The 16,761-nt window shown below is 69.3% G+C and carries 19 protein-coding genes; 7 read left to right on the forward strand and 12 right to left on the reverse strand.

The features are described from left to right. Window positions 1-12 precede the first annotated feature (12 nt). The 10 genes from M5E06_RS13530 to M5E06_RS13575 form a co-directional block, all read right to left on the reverse strand. Window positions 13-711 (reverse strand): ThuA domain-containing protein, encoded by a 699-nt coding sequence (locus tag M5E06_RS13530; RefSeq protein WP_252138604.1) that lies wholly within the window; start codon window positions 709-711, stop codon window positions 13-15. Beyond that, complete coding sequence (locus M5E06_RS13535) at window positions 708-1,496, reverse strand: SDR family NAD(P)-dependent oxidoreductase (protein ID WP_252138605.1); 789 nt, start codon at window positions 1,494-1,496, stop codon at window positions 708-710. The genes M5E06_RS13530 and M5E06_RS13535 overlap by 4 nt, the downstream gene beginning before the upstream one ends. A gap of 88 nt (window positions 1,497-1,584) precedes the next feature. After that, window positions 1,585-2,373, reverse strand: coding sequence for an SDR family oxidoreductase (locus M5E06_RS13540; RefSeq protein ID WP_252138606.1), 789 nt, complete (start codon window positions 2,371-2,373; stop codon window positions 1,585-1,587). Between the two features lie 39 nt (window positions 2,374-2,412). Continuing rightward, entirely contained in the window at window positions 2,413-2,973 is a 561-nt protein-coding gene (locus tag M5E06_RS13545; protein ID WP_252138607.1) for a cupin domain-containing protein, read from the reverse strand. 25 nt (window positions 2,974-2,998) lie between these two features. After that, entirely contained in the window at window positions 2,999-3,805 is an 807-nt protein-coding gene (locus tag M5E06_RS13550; RefSeq protein ID WP_252138608.1) for a sugar phosphate isomerase/epimerase family protein, read from the reverse strand. Continuing rightward, window positions 3,802-4,620, reverse strand: coding sequence for an SDR family NAD(P)-dependent oxidoreductase (locus tag M5E06_RS13555; RefSeq protein WP_252138609.1), 819 nt, complete (start codon window positions 4,618-4,620; stop codon window positions 3,802-3,804). The genes M5E06_RS13550 and M5E06_RS13555 overlap by 4 nt, the downstream gene beginning before the upstream one ends. Window positions 4,621-4,634: 14 nt before the next feature. Then, window positions 4,635-5,615, reverse strand: a complete 981-nt coding sequence (locus M5E06_RS13560) for an ABC transporter substrate-binding protein (RefSeq protein WP_252138610.1) — start codon at window positions 5,613-5,615, stop codon at window positions 4,635-4,637. Beyond that, window positions 5,612-6,634, reverse strand: a complete 1,023-nt coding sequence (locus tag M5E06_RS13565) for an amidohydrolase family protein (protein ID WP_252138611.1) — start codon at window positions 6,632-6,634, stop codon at window positions 5,612-5,614. The genes M5E06_RS13560 and M5E06_RS13565 overlap by 4 nt, the downstream gene beginning before the upstream one ends. Before the next feature lie 80 nt (window positions 6,635-6,714). Next, on the reverse strand, window positions 6,715-8,232 hold the full coding sequence (locus M5E06_RS13570; RefSeq protein WP_252138612.1) for an ABC transporter permease: 1,518 nt from the start codon (window positions 8,230-8,232) through the stop codon (window positions 6,715-6,717). Then, window positions 8,229-9,161 carry an ABC transporter ATP-binding protein gene (locus M5E06_RS13575; RefSeq protein ID WP_252138613.1) on the reverse strand — a complete coding sequence of 311 codons (933 nt, stop codon included), beginning with the start codon at window positions 9,159-9,161 and terminating at the stop codon, window positions 8,229-8,231. The genes M5E06_RS13570 and M5E06_RS13575 overlap by 4 nt, the downstream gene beginning before the upstream one ends. A gap of 236 nt (window positions 9,162-9,397) precedes the next feature. Here M5E06_RS13575 and M5E06_RS13580 point away from each other — a divergent pair, with 236 nt between their 5' ends. Then, on the forward strand, window positions 9,398-10,330 hold the full coding sequence (locus tag M5E06_RS13580) for a LysR family transcriptional regulator (protein ID WP_252138614.1): 933 nt from the start codon (window positions 9,398-9,400) through the stop codon (window positions 10,328-10,330). A 41-nt stretch (window positions 10,331-10,371) separates the two neighbouring features. Here M5E06_RS13580 and M5E06_RS13585 read toward each other — a convergent pair whose 3' ends face one another. After that, window positions 10,372-11,055, reverse strand: a complete 684-nt coding sequence (locus M5E06_RS13585; RefSeq protein WP_252138615.1) for a GntR family transcriptional regulator — start codon at window positions 11,053-11,055, stop codon at window positions 10,372-10,374. 36 nt (window positions 11,056-11,091) lie between these two features. Then, entirely contained in the window at window positions 11,092-11,304 is a 213-nt protein-coding gene (locus tag M5E06_RS13590; RefSeq protein ID WP_252138616.1) for a hypothetical protein, read from the reverse strand. A 19-nt stretch (window positions 11,305-11,323) separates the two neighbouring features. Here M5E06_RS13590 and M5E06_RS13595 point away from each other — a divergent pair, with 19 nt between their 5' ends. From M5E06_RS13595 to M5E06_RS13625, 6 genes are all read left to right on the forward strand, one after another. Continuing rightward, the gene (locus tag M5E06_RS13595; protein ID WP_252138617.1) at window positions 11,324-12,097 is read left to right on the forward strand and encodes an urea carboxylase-associated family protein; all 774 of its coding nucleotides are present in this window, start codon (window positions 11,324-11,326) and stop codon (window positions 12,095-12,097) included. A 103-nt stretch (window positions 12,098-12,200) separates the two neighbouring features. Continuing rightward, window positions 12,201-12,737 carry a peptide deformylase gene (gene def / locus M5E06_RS13600; protein WP_252138618.1) on the forward strand — a complete coding sequence of 179 codons (537 nt, stop codon included), beginning with the start codon at window positions 12,201-12,203 and terminating at the stop codon, window positions 12,735-12,737. Window positions 12,738-12,903: 166 nt separating this feature from the next. Further along, the gene (locus tag M5E06_RS13605) at window positions 12,904-13,938 is read left to right on the forward strand and encodes an alcohol dehydrogenase catalytic domain-containing protein (protein WP_252138619.1); all 1,035 of its coding nucleotides are present in this window, start codon (window positions 12,904-12,906) and stop codon (window positions 13,936-13,938) included. Next, window positions 13,925-14,611: a cupin domain-containing protein gene (locus M5E06_RS13610; RefSeq protein ID WP_252138620.1), complete on the forward strand. Its 687-nt coding sequence runs from the start codon at window positions 13,925-13,927 to the stop codon at window positions 14,609-14,611. Before M5E06_RS13605 ends, M5E06_RS13610 begins: the two co-directional genes overlap by 14 nt. 13 nt (window positions 14,612-14,624) lie before the next feature. Further along, window positions 14,625-15,740 (forward strand): flavin monoamine oxidase family protein, encoded by a 1,116-nt coding sequence (locus M5E06_RS13620; protein ID WP_286208810.1) that lies wholly within the window; start codon window positions 14,625-14,627, stop codon window positions 15,738-15,740. Next, the gene (locus M5E06_RS13625) at window positions 15,737-16,600 is read left to right on the forward strand and encodes a VOC family protein (protein WP_252138621.1); all 864 of its coding nucleotides are present in this window, start codon (window positions 15,737-15,739) and stop codon (window positions 16,598-16,600) included. Before M5E06_RS13620 ends, M5E06_RS13625 begins: the two co-directional genes overlap by 4 nt. Window positions 16,601-16,761 lie beyond the last annotated feature (161 nt).

Raw genomic sequence — 16,761 nt, forward strand, 5'->3', positions numbered from 1 at the left:
GTCGGTTGGTTTTCAAAGCGGTCGGCGGCAGGCCCAGAGGGCAGCGCGCGTCAGGATTTGGCGGTGGACTGGGTGTTCCAGGGACGCGTGGTCATGGCCCAGCGTGTCGGCCACCACCCGCCCCAGCCCGACGTCGCGCGCCCACAGGGCGGGCCAGGCGCGTCCCCCTTCCGGCGCCACGAGCGCCAGCGGCCGGACATCGCCGGCCAGATCGAAGTCGCCGTAAGCCTCGTCGGTGACGGTGAAGGGCGGTAAGCCGGCGGTCAGGGGATGGGGAAGGTCGGTGGGGGCCAGGGTGACCGGACCGCGCGGCAGATGGGAGGAGCGGCCCCACACCCAGGCGCCGCCCAGCAGATCCCTCCAGTCCGGCCAGTCGTCGAAGCAGATCAACGCGGTGTGCAGGCCCAGCAGCCCGCCCCCGCCGGTGACGAAACGCGACAGCCGCTCCCGTCCGTCGGGCGACAGCGAGAAGGCCCAGCGCTCGCGATGCGGGGCGTATTTCTCGCTGGCCAGCATCCGCCAGCGCAGCGCATAGACGGTGAGCAGGTCGAAGCCGCCCTGCTCCAATGCCGCCAGTCCGCCTTCGATGTCGTCGGTGACAGTCGAGACGACTCCCACACCGGCCAGAATTTCCTCCAAAGCCGGAGCGGCGTCGGCGAAGGGGTGGCCGATGCCGCCGGTCAGGATCAGGTTGCGGACCGCCCCGCTCATCGGTCGGCCACCAGGGGCTTCACCGCCGGCGCGCGGCGGGGCAGGTGCATCTTCAGGCTGAAGGACACGCCGCCATCGACCATCAGATGCTGTCCGTGGATGTAGCGCGCCCGGTCCGAGGCCAGGAACAGCACCGCGTCGGCGACATCGTCGGCGGTGCCGAGCGACCGTGCGGGGACGGCGGCGCCGCGCACCGCGCGCACCTCCGCATCCGCGTAGATCGGCGCCGACATGCCGGCATCGATGAAGCCGGGGGCGACGGCGTTGACCCGCACGCCGCGCGGTGCCAGCGCCAGCGCCAGATGTTCGGTCAGCAGCGCGACCGCCGCCTTGGTCGCCGGATAGGCCCCGGCGTCGGGGCTGGGGGCGACGGCGTTCAGCGAGGTGATGTTGACGATGGCCCCCGACCCGCGTTCCGCCATCCGCCGCGCGACGGCGCGGGTGACGATGAAGGTGCCGGTCAGGTTGACGTCCACTACGCGGCGGAAATCGGCGACGCTGTGCTCCAGCAGGTCGCCGAAGCGGACGATGCCGGCATTGTTGACCAGCAGGTCGGGGCCGTCGCCGAACGCTTCGGTCATCGCGGCGACCACCGCGTCGATCTGCGCCTCGTCGGTCACGTCGGCGGTGAAGGCCAGGGCGCCGGGAATGCGCGCGGCTTCGACCTCCAGCCCGGCGGCATCGAGGTCGAGCAGCGCCACGCGGTATCCTTCGCCGGCCAGACGGCGCGCAATGGCGGCGCCCAGTCCGCCGCCGGCTCCGGTCACCAGAGCGGTCTTGGTCATTCGATCCTCCCGGAAAAGCGGGTTTTGAAGGTAGACGGGTTCCCCGTCACGGCGCGCTCTGCACTCATCACAACTTGCTCTGCGATCATCACAGCGTGCTCTGCACGATGCCGCCGTCCACCGGGATGGCGGTGCCGGTCAGGTAGCTGGCGCGTTCGGATGCCAGGAAGACGATCAGGTCGGCGACCTCCTCGGGCCGGGCGAAGCGACCGAGCGGGATGCCGGCGGCGATGCCGGCCGCGGTGTCCTCCGCAGCCCGGCCCTGGGCGGCGGCGCGGGCGCCGACCACCTGGGTCATGCGGTCGGTCGCCGTCCAGCCGGGGCAGACGGTGTTGACCAGGATGTTCTCCGGCGCCAGCTGCGTCGCCATCGTCTTGGCCCAGCCCAGCGCCCCCAGCCGCAGGCTGTTGGACAGCATCAGCTCGCCGATGGGCTGCTTGACGGAATAGGAGCTGATGTTGACCACCCGCCCCCAGCGCTGCCGGCGCATGTGGGGAAGGGCGGCGCGGGTGGCGTTGACCGCCGACATCAGCGTCAGGCGGAAGGCGTCCTCCCAGTCCGCGCCGCTCAGCCCGTCGAAGGTGCCGGGTTTCGGACCGGCGGCGTTGTTGACCAGGATGTGGATGGTGCCGAAGGCGTCGGCAACCTCATCGACCAGCCGCTCCACTGCCTCCGGGTCGCCGACGTCGGCCGGCACCGCCAGAACCGGGCCGCCGGCCGCCTCCAGAAGCGCCCTCGCCTCCTCCAGCCGGCCGAGGTCGCGGCCGCAGATGGCGACCGCGCAGCCTTCGCGCGCGAACCCCAGCGCCGCCGCCCGTCCGATGCCCTGGCTGCCGCCAAGCACCAGCGCGACCTTGCCCTTCAGTTCCATATCCATCGCTGTGGTCTTTCTTGTTCCGGATGCGGCGGCGGACACTCAGCCGCGCGGGCGCTTGCTGACGACGGTTCCGGCCTCGGGCTCGAAATAGCAGCGCTCGGGCTTGTAGGTTCCGCTCGCCACGGTGATGCCCCAGCTTCCCTGCTCCAGCGCCATGAAGCCGTGGATGTCGGCGGGCGGGGCGATCACCACGCTGTCGCCCGGCGCCAGCACGCGGTCCTCGACCACGCTCAGGTCGGCCTTACCGGGAACCGAGCCATCGTCGCGCCGCTCGTAGACGGTGTGCTTCACCCGCCCCCGGTAGATCGCCATGCTCTCCCAGTTGCCATGGTCGTGGACGGCGATGGGCTGGCCGTCGGGCAGCTCGAACAGCAGGATCGACAGGTCGCCGTCATAGTAGAGGTACTGGGAATTGGCGACGTGGTTGCCGATGCGCGGCACGCCGGCCGTGCACAGGTCGGGCCGGGCGGCCAGCGCGGCCAGCGGTTCGCTCAGCACCTCCGTCAGGCGGGCGGTGTCGTGTCCGTGCGTCTCGATCGCCCGGATCACCGCCTGGGCGCAGGCGCGGATGGCGGTACCGGTCTCGGGGCTGGCGACCATGATGAATCCTCCTGAAAGGCGGGGTTCAGAGCGCCGCCAGCAGGCGGCGGGTGGCGGCGACCGCGCGGGCCACGCGGGCCGGCGCGTCCATCGTCCGCGCCAGAGTGGCGGTCGGGATTTCGAGGGCGAGCGGCAGGCCGGGCGGAAGCGCGCGCAGCAGCCCGGCCAGGTCGATGCCGCCTTCACCCGGAAACAGCCGCTCCTTCACCGCCGTGTGCAGCAGGGATTCGCGGTCGGTCTCATGGTCGTGCGGGGCGTCGCAGAGATGCATGTAGGCGAACAGGCCGGGCGGGATCGCCGCCACCTCGGCCGACGTGCCGCCGGAGCGGTCGTAATGCAGCGCGTCGAGCGCGATGCCGATGTTCGGGCGCCCCACCCGGCCGATCAGCCGGGCGGCGGCGGCGGCACTCGGCACGCTCATCCAGGACACGAACTCGAACTGCACGGTCAGGCCGAAAGCGGCGGCATCGTCGCACAGCCGTGCCAGCCTCGCCGCCAGCCGCCCCTCGTCTGGATCGTCGCCAGTCGCCAGCACATGGCGGGCGCCCAGCTCGGCTGCGACCTCCAGGAAGGGACCAAAGGCGTCGAGGTCGGTGTGGGGCAGGACGCGGGCGGTGTTGGCGTCGAGCGCGGTGACGCCGCGGTCGGCCATGCGCCGCTTCATCTCGCGCCGCAGGGCGGGGTCGGCCAGCAGCGGCATCGGATCGCCGTCGGGCTGGCCGCCCAGCAGGCGCAGGCCGACATGGGCGCAGCCCTGGTCCGCCGCCACCGTCACCATGTCCGGCGGCGACAGCTCCGGCACCGTGTAGTAGGAGAGCGACAGCGGGTTCATGCCGTGCCTCCTTCCGCCTGGAGCGGAGACGGGGCCGGACGGACGCCGCCATACTGCGCCCAGCTGCCGGCGACGTGCCATCCGGCATCCACCACCAGATTGACGCCGGTGATCGCCGAGGCCCGGTCGGAGGCCAGGAACTCGATGCTTTCCGCCACCTCGCGCGGCTGCACGATCCGGCCGAGCGCGGTGAATTCGGCCGGATCGGCGGCGTAGCGGCCCGACCGGATCCGTTCGACCACCCGCGGCACCAGGGTCGAGCCGGGCGAGACGCAGTTGACCCGGACCCCGGCGCGGCCCCATTCCCCGGCGAGGTTCAGCGTCAGGCTGACTACCCCCGCCTTGCTCGACGCATAGGCATGGACCGGCACCGAGCCGATGGCGGCGATCGACGCGATGTTGACGATGCTGCCCCGCCCCTGCCGCGCCATGCGGGTGCCGAAGGCCCGGTTGGCGTAATAGGTGCCGGTCAGGTTGACGTGGACCGTGCGCTCCCACACCTCCAGCGGCAGCTCGGCCGGCGGCAGCACCGGCTGGAAGACGGCGGCGGCGACCACCAGCGCGCCGACCGGGCCATGCGCCGCCTCGATGGCGGCGGCCGCCCTCTCCACCGCGCCGGCGTCGGCGATGTCGAGCGCCAGCGCGGCTCCGCCGAGGTCGCCGGCCACCCGCTCCGCGGCATCCGGGTCGAGGTCGGCGATGGCCAGCCGCCAGCCGCGCCCCGCCATCAGCCGGGCGGTCTCCTCGCCGATGCCGTTGCCGCCGCCGATGACGACGGCCAGCGCGCCGTCCGTGGTCGAGGTCTGCTGCGTCATGGCGGATTGCCCCGTCACTTGCGCAGATCTGCGGCGAGGAAGGAGTCGTCCAGCACCTTCGACCAGTCGACCGGGCCGGACCATTCGCCCATGCGCTCCATGCCCTTGACCCAGATGTTCAGGGCGTCCATGGCGAAATCGCCCTGGCTCCAGTACTTGATCGCCGCCATGCGCTTCATCGAGGCGGTGGCGACATCGACCGGCAGCGTGTCGCCATAGCGTTTGGCGACCATCTTCGCGGCCTCTTCCGGATTCTCGTAGATGAAGTTCACCGCGGACCGCCAGGCGGCGAGCAGCCCGCGCAGCTGGTCCGGGCTCTTACGCATGAAGTCGCCGGTGGCGACGCCGACGGTCGGCGTCATCGACGGCAGGTTCTCCAGCGAGAAGGCGACCTTGTAGCGGTCCTTGCGGGCGCTGTAGAGCGGCTCCAGGATCAGCGCCGCATCCACCCCGCCCTGCTCCAGCGCCGACAAGCCCGAACCGATCGATCCCAGCGCCACGATGTCGGCCTTGCCGGGGAAGCCCGCCGCCTCGAAGGCCATGACGACCATCAGTTCACTGGATGATTTCGGCGCGGTGATGCCGACCTTCCGGCCAACCAAATCCTTGACCGAGGAGATGCCGCTGTCTGGCCGCGTCACCCACAGCAGATCGTCCACCCGGCGGATCGCGGTGTGGACGATGCGGATGTCCATGCCCTGCCTGATGCCGGCCAGCGCGGTGGAGGTGCTGACGATGCCGTAGCCTAGCCCGCCGCCCACCATGTTGCGGATGCCGGTGCCGCCGCCAACCGAACTCATCACGTCGGTGACGTCAACGCCGTTCTTCTTGTAGTCGCCCCGCTCCAGCGCCACGGCGATCGGGGCGGTGTTCAGCAGAGCGCCGTAATGGGACGCCATGATCTCCAGCGCATGGGCCTGCGGCGCCGAGGCCAGAAGGCCGCCGATCAGCGGCACCGCCGCCAGCGCGCGTGTCAGGAAACGGGTGATGGTCATGGCGTCCCTCCGTTGTAAGTTTTGTCTTTTCTCAGCAGGCGGCGGGCGTTGCCGGCCAGCGCGGGCGACACGGCGTCGTGATGCCCGTCCTCCGGCTGGTCCCAGCCGGCGAAATTGGTGCCGAAGACCAGCCGGTCCGGCCCCACCACCTGGGTCAGCAGCGCGAGCGCCCGGTCGTCGTTCAGGTGCGTGTCGAACCACAGGCGCGAAAGCATCTCCTCGAAGGCGCCGTCTTTCTTCATCGACTGGCTGGCCCAGGGCCGCTTCATGCCGGCCTGCGCCAGCCGCCCGGCGGTGAAGGCGGCGGCACCGCCGCCATGGCTGATCCAGACGTCCAGCCGGGGGTGACGCTCCAGCACGCCACCGAAGATCAGGGTGGCGACGGCGATGGTCTCCTGCGCGGCGAAGCCGATGATGACGTCGAGGTCGAAACGCTTCAACGCCGGATCGCCGGGCGGCCCGTCGATGCCGGCCGGTGCCGGATGCAGGAACAGCGGCACGTCGAGCCGGACGAATGTTTCATAGAGCCTGTCGAACTCCGGGCTGTGCAGCGGCTCGCCCGCGAATTCGGTGCCGGTCGCCGCCCCCCACAGTCCCAGCTCGCCGACGGAGCGCTCCAGCTCCTCTGTCGCGGCGCGCGGGTCCTGCATCGGCAGGGCGGCCAGCCCGCCCAGCCTGTCCGGATAGCGCGCGACCAGCTCGGCCAGCGCGTCGTTGTGCCGGCGGCAGAAGGAGACGGCGGAGGGCATGTCGATGTGGTGGAAGTAGTTCAGCGGACTGGCCGACAGCACCTGGAAATCGATGCCGGACCGGTCCATGCGGTGCAGCCGCAGCTCCGGGTCGGTGAAGGGGCTGTTCAGGTGGCGGACGCCGCTCAGCCGGTAATTGCCGACGCGGTACCAGGGCTGGCCGTTCTCGTCGACGCCATGCTCCGGCCCGTGGATGCCGGCGGCGCCGTTGGTCGCCTCCAGGCGGACATGGGCATGGACGTCGATCAGCTTCGCGGTTTCGATGGGCATGAGAGGGTCCTTTCCGCCGGACGGGCCGGCGGCCGGGAAGGAGGTGACGGGCGAAAAAGGCGGACGGGCGCGGAGCGCGCTCAGGCGACCCGGTGCATCCGGCTGTCGAGCGCGAGCAGCGCGCTGTTGACCGCCAGGGCAAACAGGCCGATCAGCACGGTGACGCTCATCATCGTCGCAGTGTCGTTGACGCTGATGCCGTTCATGATCATGAAGCCCAGCCCGCGCTTAGACGCGAACATCTCGCCGACCATCACGCCCAGCAGGGTAATGGAGAAGCTGATGCGCAGGCCGGTCACGATCTCCGGCACCGTCGCCGGCACCAGGACCGCGGTCAGGGTCTGCATCCGCGTCAGCCGCATGGCGCGGGCCGAGCGCCGCAGCACCGGGTTCATGGCGCGGATGGCGCCCATGGTGACCAGCATCATCGGGATGAAGCCGTGGAGCGTGCCGAAGGCGACCTTTGCCGGCATGCCAAGCCCGAACAGCAGCAGAATCACCGGATAGAGCGTGACCTTGGGAATGGCGTAGAGGGTGACGAACAGCGGTTCCAGCACGTCCGACAGCGACCGGTTGGCACCGATCAGCACGCCCGCCAGCCCGCCGCCGATGCAGGAGATCAGCAGCGACAGCCCCAGCGCCTTGGTGGTCTCCGCCACGTTTTCCCAGAAGGACGGGTTGCCGAACAGGACGGTCATCCGGTTCAGGGTAACGGCGGGCGAAGCCAGCGCCTCGTCCCCCGCGAGCCCGTGGAACAGCTGCCAGCCGCCCAGGATCAGCAGGGCGATGACGACGGCGGCCACCAGCTTCTCCCCCGCCCCGGCGGTGTCGCGGGCGGCGCCGACGCGGCCGGCACCGGAGCGGTGGCGCACCCGCTGTTCCGCCCAGTGCAGCAGCACGGTTAGGCTGGAGACGAAGACCACGACGAACAGCAGCAGCGCGTACATCGTCCGGTCCTGAAGATTGTTGTACGCGAAAGCGATGGAGTAGCCGAGCCCGCTGCCGGCCAGGATGAACTCGGCCCCGATGACGCCGGTCACCGAATAGCTCAGCGCCAGCTTCACCCCGGTGAAGATGTGCGGCCCGGCGGCCGGAAGCTGGATCAGCAGCGCGTCCTGCACGCGATCGAGGCGGTAGGTGCGGCCGACCTTGCGCAGCACCGGCGGGATGCGATCCAGCCCGGACAGCGTCGCCGTCACCATCGCCATCACCGCGTAGAGGAAGCCCATAGCGATGATCGGCAGCGCGTTCATGCCAAGCAGCACGATGAACAGCGGATACAGCACGAAGAACGGCAGGGCGTAATAGCTGGCGATCAGCGGCTCGACCGCCCGGCGGACCCGCGGCAGGGCGTGGAGCGCGACGCCGCCGGCGAAGCCCGCCACCATCGCGGCGACGGCGGCGGCCAGGATGTTGCGCAGGGTGAAGCCGATCTGTGACCAGAACCCGTCGGTTCCCATCAGACGGAGCAGTTCGGCCAGCATCTCCGACGGCGGGATCATGGTGCCGCGCCCGACATAGCCCAGCCGGCAGGACGCCTCCAGCGCCAGGACGGCCGCGGCGGTGATCAGCAGGCGCTGGATGCCGTCCCGCGTCATCCCGCGACCCTCCGCTGGCTGGCCATCGCCTTCAGCGACTCCTCGCGCAGCGTGTTCCACAGGCGGGTGGTGACCTCGCCGAAGGCGGGTTCGGCAGCGATGGCGCTGGTGCGGTCGCGCGGCCAGCCGGTTTCGACGATCTCGATGAAGCGGCCGGGGCGCGACGACATCACGCCGATGCGGTCGGATAGCATCGCCGCCTCGTCCAGCGCATGGGTGATCAGCAGGACGGTCGCCCCGCTGGCCCGCCACAGCCGCAGCAACTCGTCGCCCATCAGCAAGCGCGTCTGCTGGTCGAGCGCGCCGAACGGCTCGTCGAGCAGCACCAAGCGCGGGCGCATCACCAGCGTCCGGGCGATGCAGACGCGCTGGCGCATGCCGCCGGACAGCTGGTTGGGGTAGGCGGCGGCGAAATCGTTCAGCCCCATGAAATCGATGGCATGGCGAACGCGCTCCTCCGCCTCGGCGCCGCGGAAGCCGGCGCGGCGCAGGCCGAAGGCGATGTTGTCGCGCACGGACAGCCAGGGGAACGACGCATCCTCCTGGAAGACCACGCCGACCCCGTCGGGGACCGTGCCACGCACGCGCTTGCCTTCGAAGGTGATTGTGCCGTCGGTTGGGCTGCTCAGCCCGGCCAGCACGTCGAGCAGGGTGGATTTGCCGCAGCCGGACGGCCCGACGATGGAGAAGAACTCTCCCCGGCGCAGTTCAAGATCGACCGGACCCAGCGCATGGACCGCCGATCCGAAGATGCGGGTGACGCCGGTCATCACCGCGTGGGCGCCGGCCGCGAGGCCGTTGGAACTCTGGGCACCGTTCGGACCCTGGGCGCGGCCGAAGGGAATGGGCTGCGCCGGATGGGACGCGCCTGCCGGACCCTGGGAGGGATCCTGCGGGGTCGGTGCTCTTTCTGACGATAGGCCACGCATGGGCTGCATCTCCCTCCCCGTGTCGGGCGTTCGGCGTTGCGCCCGACTTCTGTTTGCTTTGCAAGCATACAAATGCAGCCTGCCGGCTCTGTCTAGGACAGCTTTGGACCACCCCCCATATAAAAATTGTTTGCCCTCCCCCGCCGCCGATGCGAGGCTTCCGTCCCTGCCGGTGGCATGCCGCAGGGCCGCCACGATGGGCCGCCCCACTGGGCCGCAACGATGGATCCCGACCGATGCGCAGCCGCCAGCTGGAAAGCTTCATCCTCGTCTGCGAACTGGGCAGCATCAGCAAGGCGGCGTTGGCGCTGAACATCGCGCAGCCGGCGCTGGGGGTGCAGATTAAGGCGCTGGAGCGGGAGTTCGGCGTGCCGCTGCTGGTCCGCACCGTCACCGGAACCCACCCCACCCCGGCCGGCCTCCTCTTTCTGGAAGAGGCGCGGCTGATGGTGCGGCGCCTGCAGGATTTGAAACGTTCGCTGCGCGAGGTCGCCGGGCAGGTCCCGAGAACGCTGGCCGTGGGACTGACCCCCAGCCTGTCCGGGCTGCTGGCCGGCAGGCTGATGGAACGGCTGCACGGCGCCCTGCCGGGGGTGGAATTGAAGCTGTTTGAAGAGCTGAGCCATGCCCTCATCGGCCATGTCTCATCGGGCAAGCTCGATCTGGCGCTGGCCTACACGGTGCCGCGCAGCCGCATGCTGCACCGGGAACCGCGGCTGAACGAGGCCCTGTGCCTGATCACCCATCCGGGTTCGCGGTTCGACGGGAGCGGACCGCTGTCACTGGCGGCCATCGCGGACGCCGAACTGGCGATGCCCAACGAGGGCGATCTGGTCAGACGTCTGGTCACCGACGCGATGACGGCGCGCGGGCTGGAGCCGAACATCGCCTTCTCGCTCGAATCGATGCAGGCGATCAAGGACATGGTCCGGCGCGGACTGGCCTGCGCAATCCTGCCGCACAGCGCCGTCGCGGAAGACATCCAGGCCGGCGCCCTGGTGATCCGGCCGATCTGCGACCCGGCGCTGATGCGCACGCTGTTCCTCATCCATCCCGCCGGAACCGAAGTGAATGCCGCCACGGCACAGGCGCTCCGCATCATCGACGGCCTGCTGGACGAGCTGAGGCGGAGGGACCGGAACTTCACCGTCGCGACGGAAGAGGAGTGATCGTTTCCGTGATCCTGCTGCCGACGCGGAAGCGCCAGCGGTCATTCGGCCGGCTCGGCCGCCCTTCGATGCTGCAACGCCCCGAGCACACCACGCTCCGATTGCCGCAGATACGCGTCGAGCGTCGTCATCGATGCAAGCCGTTCGCCCGTCTCCAGCGCACGAAGGAGGGCGTGGTTGAGGTCGATATAGGGCTCGTGAAGATGGGCCATGTCCTTGAGCTGCCCGAAGGCAAGCCGGAGTTCGGCGAGCACGAGGTCGAAGCTGGCGCTTAGCCGGGGGCTGTCGCACAGGCCGACCATGGCGCGGTGGAACTCCATGTTGTTCGTCCCGACCTTTTGCCAGTCCCGCTTAACGCCAAGCTCCCTGCCCTCTTCGACCAGAGCCCGCATGCGGGCGAAGGCAGGATGGCCCCGGCTCGCCGCCTCGATGGCGCCACGCTGGATCACCGCGCGGACACGGTAGATGTCGATGATCGCAGCCTCGTCCGGCACCACGACGAAGACGCCGCGGTTGGGGATGTAGGAAAGCAGCCGCTGGCTGATCAGAAAGCGGAACGCTTCGCGCAGCGTGTTCCGCGACACTGCGAAATCCGCCGCCACCCGGTGTTCCGAAAGCTTCTGGCCGGGCTCGAACTCACCGGCGATCAGCATGTCGCGGATGCGGATCGCCACCGCGCCGGCAAGGGATGCCTCGTCGGCTTCCATCGTCGTCCTGATCGTCATCGGCATCTCCCAAGATCCCGGCGCTGCCGGATCGAATCAATTTTGTTGAACAATGACTTTTATGGTACTCAACAATCGATACTTACTCGTTGAGCAGGTTACCGCATGGCCGTCATCGATCTCAATGGTGATCGTGGCGGCGATGGTGGCGGCGATCCTGATGAACCGAACGGAAAAGCCAATGAAGCCCACCCCCATCACCACGCCCCCCGCAGATGCCGCTGCACGCAAGGCAGTCAGGCCGGTCATCTGCTATCCGACGCCGAGCTTGCCGCGTGCCGATCTGGCGGCATACCGCGCGGTGCGGGACGGGATGGAGCTGGTCGGGACGGTGGTGATCCCGCCGCGCGATGCGGCCACCTGGACCGTGCCCGCCGGCCACGTCTTCCGCATCGTCTCGACCGAGGGCGCCCAGGTTGGCGACCTCAACCTCTTCAACGCGAACGATTTGAAGGAGCGGCTCTACACCGGCAAGACCCGCGCGCTGAACGGCACCCATGTGGGGCTTGGCGATCAGCTGTTTTCCAACCTCCCCTATCTCCGCCCCATCGCCACCATCACGAACGACACGCTCGACTGGTACGGTTTCGACGAATTCGGCGGATCGGTGCATGATGTCATCGGCACCCGCTGCGACCCCTACACGCACAACCTGCTCAGCGCCGGGGACCACTACCACCACTGCTGCCATTCGAATCTCACCCGCGCCCTGGCGAAAGCCACCGGCATGACCCTGCCCGAGGCCGAACCCTACATCCACGATGTGCTGAACGTTTTCATGTGCACGGGCTTCACCCGGGACACCGGGCAGTATTTCATGAAGGCAAGCCCCGTGCGGCCGGGCGACTATCTCGAGTTTTTCGCCGAAGTCGACCTGCTCGGCTGCATGTCCGCCTGCCCCGGCGGCGATTGCTCGTCGGAGCATTCCTCGGACGCGGCCAGTTGCCATCCGCTCCTCGTCGAGATCTACAAGCCCGCTCGACTGCCGGAGGGATGGCGCGCACCGGCCATCAATGGCTACGACCGAAGCCACGGCTGCTGAACGGCTCCGCACATCGCAGATCGCAGATCGCAGATCACACTTGCACCGCAGCCGATCCCGATGACTCATTGACCGGCTATCGAGCGGAACGACGGACAACATCATGCGTGAAATCCTGAAGATGGGTGATCCCCGGCTCCAGCGGGTGGCGAAGCCGGTTGAGGACATTCACGACCCGGCATTGAAGTCGCTGATCGCCGAGATGTTCGAAACCATGCATGCCATCAACGGCGCGGGATTGGCTGCGCCGCAGATCGGCGTCGACCTGCGGGTGATCATCTTCGGTTTCGACTCCAATCCGCGCTATCCGGACGTGCCGCCGGTGCCGGTCACCACGCTGATCAACCCCTGGTTCGAAAAGCTCGCGGACGAGGTGGAAGAATCCTGGGAGGGCTGCCTGTCGGTTCCGGGAATGCGCGGCATGGTTCCGCGCTGTGCGCACATCCGCTATGGCGGCACGCTGGAAGACGGCACGACGCTCGTCCGCGAGGCGAAGGGCTTCCACGCCCGGGTTTTCCAGCACGAGTTCGACCATCTCGACGGCTTTCTCTATCCCCAGCGGATCGTGGACATGACGAAATTCGGGTTCATCGACGCCCTGTTCCCCGATTCCGGGCTCGCGGATCTGGAAGCGCACTGACACGGCACGGCTCGCGTCTCATGCAGGAGATTCATCGCTCGATGAAATAATGCCATTTTTGGTCATGACCGGCGTCTGCTACCACCTGATGAAAGCCCCCTGACGCGCCATCCTCACCACGATGGGTGCGCGCCAGGGGCTTCGGCGGACATCGGGGAGACGAAGGATGACGGCTACCCATCGCGCCATGGCGGTCACCGCTCCGGGTCGGCTGGAGCTTGTCGAGCGACCGGTCCCGGTTCCGGAGGCAGGCGAGGTGCTGATCGCGGTCGAGGCCTGCGGCATCTGCGGGGCCGACCGCAGCGATGTCGAGAAGGCGGACCCCGCGCTGGGCCGGGTTCCCGGTCATGAGGTGGTGGGGCGGATCGCCGCCGTCGGGCCGCAGGTGCCGGCGGTCTGGACGGTCCGCCGGCGCGTCGGCATCGGCCGCTTCGGCGGACATTGCAGCGATTGCCGGGAGTGCCGCCGCGGCAGGTTTCACCTGTGCCGGCAGCAGCCGGTGATGGGAGCGAGCCGCGACGGCGGCTATGCCGAGATGATGACCGCCCGCGCCACCGGCCTCGTCTCCATTCCCGACGACCTCTCCTCGCAGGAAGCCGCGCCGATCCTGTGCGCGGGTCTCGCCACCTTCAACGGGCTGAAGGCCTCCGGCGCCGGACCGGGCGACACCGTGGCCGTGCTCGGCATCGGCGGCCTTGGCCACATGGCGGTACAATATGCCTGCCGGATGGGATTCCGCGTGATCGCCATCGGCCGCGGGCAGGACATCGCCGCGGATGCCTTGACGCTCGGCGCCCACCACTATGTCGATGCCGAACGGGAAGACGCCGCCTCCGTGCTGATGACGTTCGGGGGAGCCGCAGCGCTTCTCTCGACCATCGGCGACATGGGCGTGGTCGCGTCGGTGATGCCCGGGCTCGCGCCGGAGGGGCGTCTGGTGCTGCTCGGCATCGGCAAGGATCCGCTGGCGGTTTCGACGCCGCATCTGGTGGGCGGCGAGCGATCCGTCGTCGGCTCGATCACCGGTTCGCCCTGGGACAACGAGCGGGCGCTCGATTTCAGCGTGCTGACCGGCGCCCGCCCCTGGATCGAGACCCTGCCGCTGGCACGGGCCGACGAAGCCTTTCGCAGGATGCTGTCCGGCGACGTGAAGTTCCGGATGGTGCTGACCATGGGAGATTCCGCCGTTGCGCCTCAATGACGATCTGATCCGTCCGGTCACCGTCCAGGCCGGCACGCTCGACTGGATGCCGAGCCCCGTCGCCGGCGTCGACCGCCGCATGCTCTACCGCGAAGGCGGAGAGGTCGCCCGCGCCACCTCCATCGTGCGCTATGCCAGGGGCAGCGCCTTTCCCGCCCACCCCCATCCCGGCGGCGAGGAAATCCTGGTGCTCGACGGCACGTTCCAGGACGAGCATGGCGACTACCCGGCAGGAACCTATTTCCGCAACCCGCCCGGCACGTACCACAGCCCCGCCGCGGCGGACGGCTGCACCATTCTGGTGCGGCTCTGGCAGTTCCGCGAAGGCGACCGCAAGCAGATCGTCCGCCGACCCGGCGAGGGCGAGGCGGCGCCGTTGCGCGACGGCGCGTCGGCGGCGCGGCTTCTGTTCGACGATGGCGCCGAGCGGGTGGTGATCGAGGACTGGAAGCCCGGCGCCACGGTGACGATCCCGAACCAACGCGGGCTGGAACTGTTCGTGATATCCGGCCAGCTGACCCAGGACGGCGAGGATCTCGCTCCCCACGGCTGGTGCCGGCTGCCGGCGGGGTACGACGTCACCGCCGTCGTCGGTCCGGAGGGCGCCAGCCTCTGGATCAAGGACGCGCCGTTGCAGCACCCCGACATCCTGCCGATTCCAGAGCGCTCCTGAGAGGACACCCACCATGACAGAGACACAGGTCGTCATTCTCGGCGGCGGTCTTTCCGGGCTGAATGCGGCACGGCTGCTGCACCGCGCCGGCATCGATTTTCGGCTGTACGAGGCCCGCGACCGGCTCGGCGGCCGCATCCTGACCGTGAATGCCGCCGGCGAGCCGGCTGACGACGGCTTCGATCTCGGCCCATCCTGGTTCTGGCCGGACATGCAGCCGGCCATTGGCGCGCTGGTCGCCGAACTGGGGCTCGCAAGCTTCGGTCAGCACAGCAAGGGCGACGTGGTGTTCGAACGGATGTCGCGCGAACGCCCCCACCGCCTTCCCGGCCTTGGCCAGGACCCGCAGTCGCTGCGCCTCACCGGCGGCTCCGCCGCGCTGATCCGCACCCTGGCGGACTCGCTGCCGCCGGACCGGGTTCGGACCGGCGCCCAGGCGGTCGCCTTGCGCCTTCTTCAGGATGGGGTGGAGGTGTCGCTGCGCCACCGCGATGGCCGTGAAGAGACCGTGCGCGCCGCACAAGTCGTCGCCGCCCTGCCGCCGCGTCTGCTGGAAAGCACGGTCGGGCTTTCCCCTGCCCTGCCGCCGGAGACCCGCCGGTTGTGGCAGGACACCCCCACCTGGATGGCGCCCCACGCCAAGTTCTTCGCCGTCTACGACCGCCCGTTCTGGCGCGATGCCGGCTTCTCCGGCACGGCGCAGAGCATGGTCGGCCCCATGCCGGAAATGCACGACGCCACCACAGCGTCGGGAGAGGCGGCACTCTTCGGCTTCCTCGGCGTCGGTGCCGCCGACCGTGCCCGCATCGGCGAAGCGGCGCTGACCACCGCTTGCCTCGCGCAGTTCGCGCGCCTCTTCGGGCCGGAGGCCGCCCACCCGCGTGCGACGCTGTGGAAGGACTGGGCCGCCGATCCCCTGACGGCGACCGCGGCCGATCCGTCGTCGGCCGGTCATCCGGCGCCGGCCGAGAGCTGGGTGGATGGCCCGTGGCAGGACCAGCTCATCCTCGCGGGCAGCGAAGTCAGCCCGCAAGAGGCCGGCTATCTCGCCGGGGCGGTCGAAGCGTCCGAACGCGCCGTGCAGGCGGTGAGCCGGCGGCTGCAAGACCGGACGGGGGACCGGGCATGACGGCGCCGGGCATGACGGTGTCCCACCGGCGGATCGACCATCTGGTCCTGGCGGTCCGGGACCTCGACCGCGCCGCCGCCTTCTACGAAAGCCTCGGCTTCCAGGTCGGCGCCCGCAATCGCCATCCCTGGGGCACCGAGAACCGTCTGGTCCAGTTCCGATTCTCCTTCCTCGAACTGATCACGGTGGGGAACGGCACTCGGATCCCGCCGCATGCCCCCGGGCGCTTCAGCTTCGGCGCATTCGTCCGCGACTATCTGGGCAAGCGCGAAGGCCTCGCCATGGTCGTGCTGGACAGCGGCGACGCGCCGGCCGATGCGGCGGAGTTCGCGCGGACGGGGATCGGCCGGTTCGAGCCCTTCCATTTCGAACGCAAGGGCCGACGACCGGACGGCGGCGAAATCGTCGTCGCCTTCTCCTTGGCCTTCGCGCTCGACCCGCGCCTGCCCGACACGTCCTTCTTCGTCTGTCAGCAGCACAATCCGGAAGCCTTCTGGAACCCCGCCTTCCAGCAGCATGCGAACGGCGCCGCCAGTGTCGCATCGGTGACGCTGGAAGTCTCCGACCCGTCGGCGCACGCGGAGTTCCTCGCCGCCTTCACCGGCGTCGCCGGGCAAACCGGCGGCAAGCCGGACATCGTCCTTCCGCTCCAAGCCGACGGCCGGCTAGTGGTCGCGCCGGACACCCGCGCCCCCGGCCATATGAGCTATCGGGTCGCGGTCACCGATCCGGCTGCCGTTGCCAAGCGCCTCGGCCGCCTGGGTCTCCCGTTCCAAACCGCCGACGATGTCGTGACCATCGGTGCCGATGCGGCTTTCGGTGTGGCGATCCAATTCGGCGCGTCCGGAAAGCCCCGTTGACCCTCCGGCGGAAGGCAGTGGACGGGCTCAACACCCACCCACTGTCCTCTCCCATTGCCCTCGCCTCCTCAATCGCCCTCGCCGTTGCCGCGCAGGACTTCCAGGAACCGGTCCAGCACGACTTTGGCGCGTAAATCGCCGTGAAAACGGAGTCCAGCGGC

It is taken from the genome of Azospirillum sp. A1-3 (assembly GCF_023806445.1).
Taxonomy (GTDB): domain Bacteria; phylum Pseudomonadota; class Alphaproteobacteria; order Azospirillales; family Azospirillaceae; genus Azospirillum.

Excerpts from the sequence above, each read along its gene's own strand:
- M5E06_RS13530 (WP_252138604.1), bottom strand. The coding sequence starts at position 711 with ATGAGCGGGGCGGTCCGCAACCTGATCCTGACCGGCGGCATCGGCCAC.
- M5E06_RS13535 (WP_252138605.1), bottom strand. The coding sequence starts at position 1,496 with ATGACCAAGACCGCTCTGGTGACCGGAGCCGGCGGCGGACTGGGCGCC.
- M5E06_RS13540 (WP_252138606.1), bottom strand. The coding sequence starts at position 2,373 with ATGGATATGGAACTGAAGGGCAAGGTCGCGCTGGTGCTTGGCGGCAGC.
- M5E06_RS13545 (WP_252138607.1), bottom strand. The coding sequence starts at position 2,973 with ATGGTCGCCAGCCCCGAGACCGGTACCGCCATCCGCGCCTGCGCCCAG.
- M5E06_RS13550 (WP_252138608.1), bottom strand. The coding sequence starts at position 3,805 with ATGAACCCGCTGTCGCTCTCCTACTACACGGTGCCGGAGCTGTCGCCG.
- M5E06_RS13555 (WP_252138609.1), bottom strand. The coding sequence starts at position 4,620 with ATGACGCAGCAGACCTCGACCACGGACGGCGCGCTGGCCGTCGTCATC.
- M5E06_RS13560 (WP_252138610.1), bottom strand. The coding sequence starts at position 5,615 with ATGACCATCACCCGTTTCCTGACACGCGCGCTGGCGGCGGTGCCGCTG.
- M5E06_RS13565 (WP_252138611.1), bottom strand. The coding sequence starts at position 6,634 with ATGCCCATCGAAACCGCGAAGCTGATCGACGTCCATGCCCATGTCCGC.
- M5E06_RS13570 (WP_252138612.1), bottom strand. The coding sequence starts at position 8,232 with ATGACGCGGGACGGCATCCAGCGCCTGCTGATCACCGCCGCGGCCGTC.
- M5E06_RS13575 (WP_252138613.1), bottom strand. The coding sequence starts at position 9,161 with ATGCGTGGCCTATCGTCAGAAAGAGCACCGACCCCGCAGGATCCCTCC.
- M5E06_RS13580 (WP_252138614.1), top strand. The coding sequence starts at position 9,398 with ATGCGCAGCCGCCAGCTGGAAAGCTTCATCCTCGTCTGCGAACTGGGC.
- M5E06_RS13585 (WP_252138615.1), bottom strand. The coding sequence starts at position 11,055 with ATGACGATCAGGACGACGATGGAAGCCGACGAGGCATCCCTTGCCGGC.
- M5E06_RS13590 (WP_252138616.1), bottom strand. The coding sequence starts at position 11,304 with ATGACCGGCCTGACTGCCTTGCGTGCAGCGGCATCTGCGGGGGGCGTG.
- def (WP_252138618.1), top strand. The coding sequence starts at position 12,201 with ATGCGTGAAATCCTGAAGATGGGTGATCCCCGGCTCCAGCGGGTGGCG.
- M5E06_RS13605 (WP_252138619.1), top strand. The coding sequence starts at position 12,904 with ATGACGGCTACCCATCGCGCCATGGCGGTCACCGCTCCGGGTCGGCTG.
- M5E06_RS13620 (WP_286208810.1), top strand. The coding sequence starts at position 14,625 with ATGACAGAGACACAGGTCGTCATTCTCGGCGGCGGTCTTTCCGGGCTG.
- M5E06_RS13625 (WP_252138621.1), top strand. The coding sequence starts at position 15,737 with ATGACGGCGCCGGGCATGACGGTGTCCCACCGGCGGATCGACCATCTG.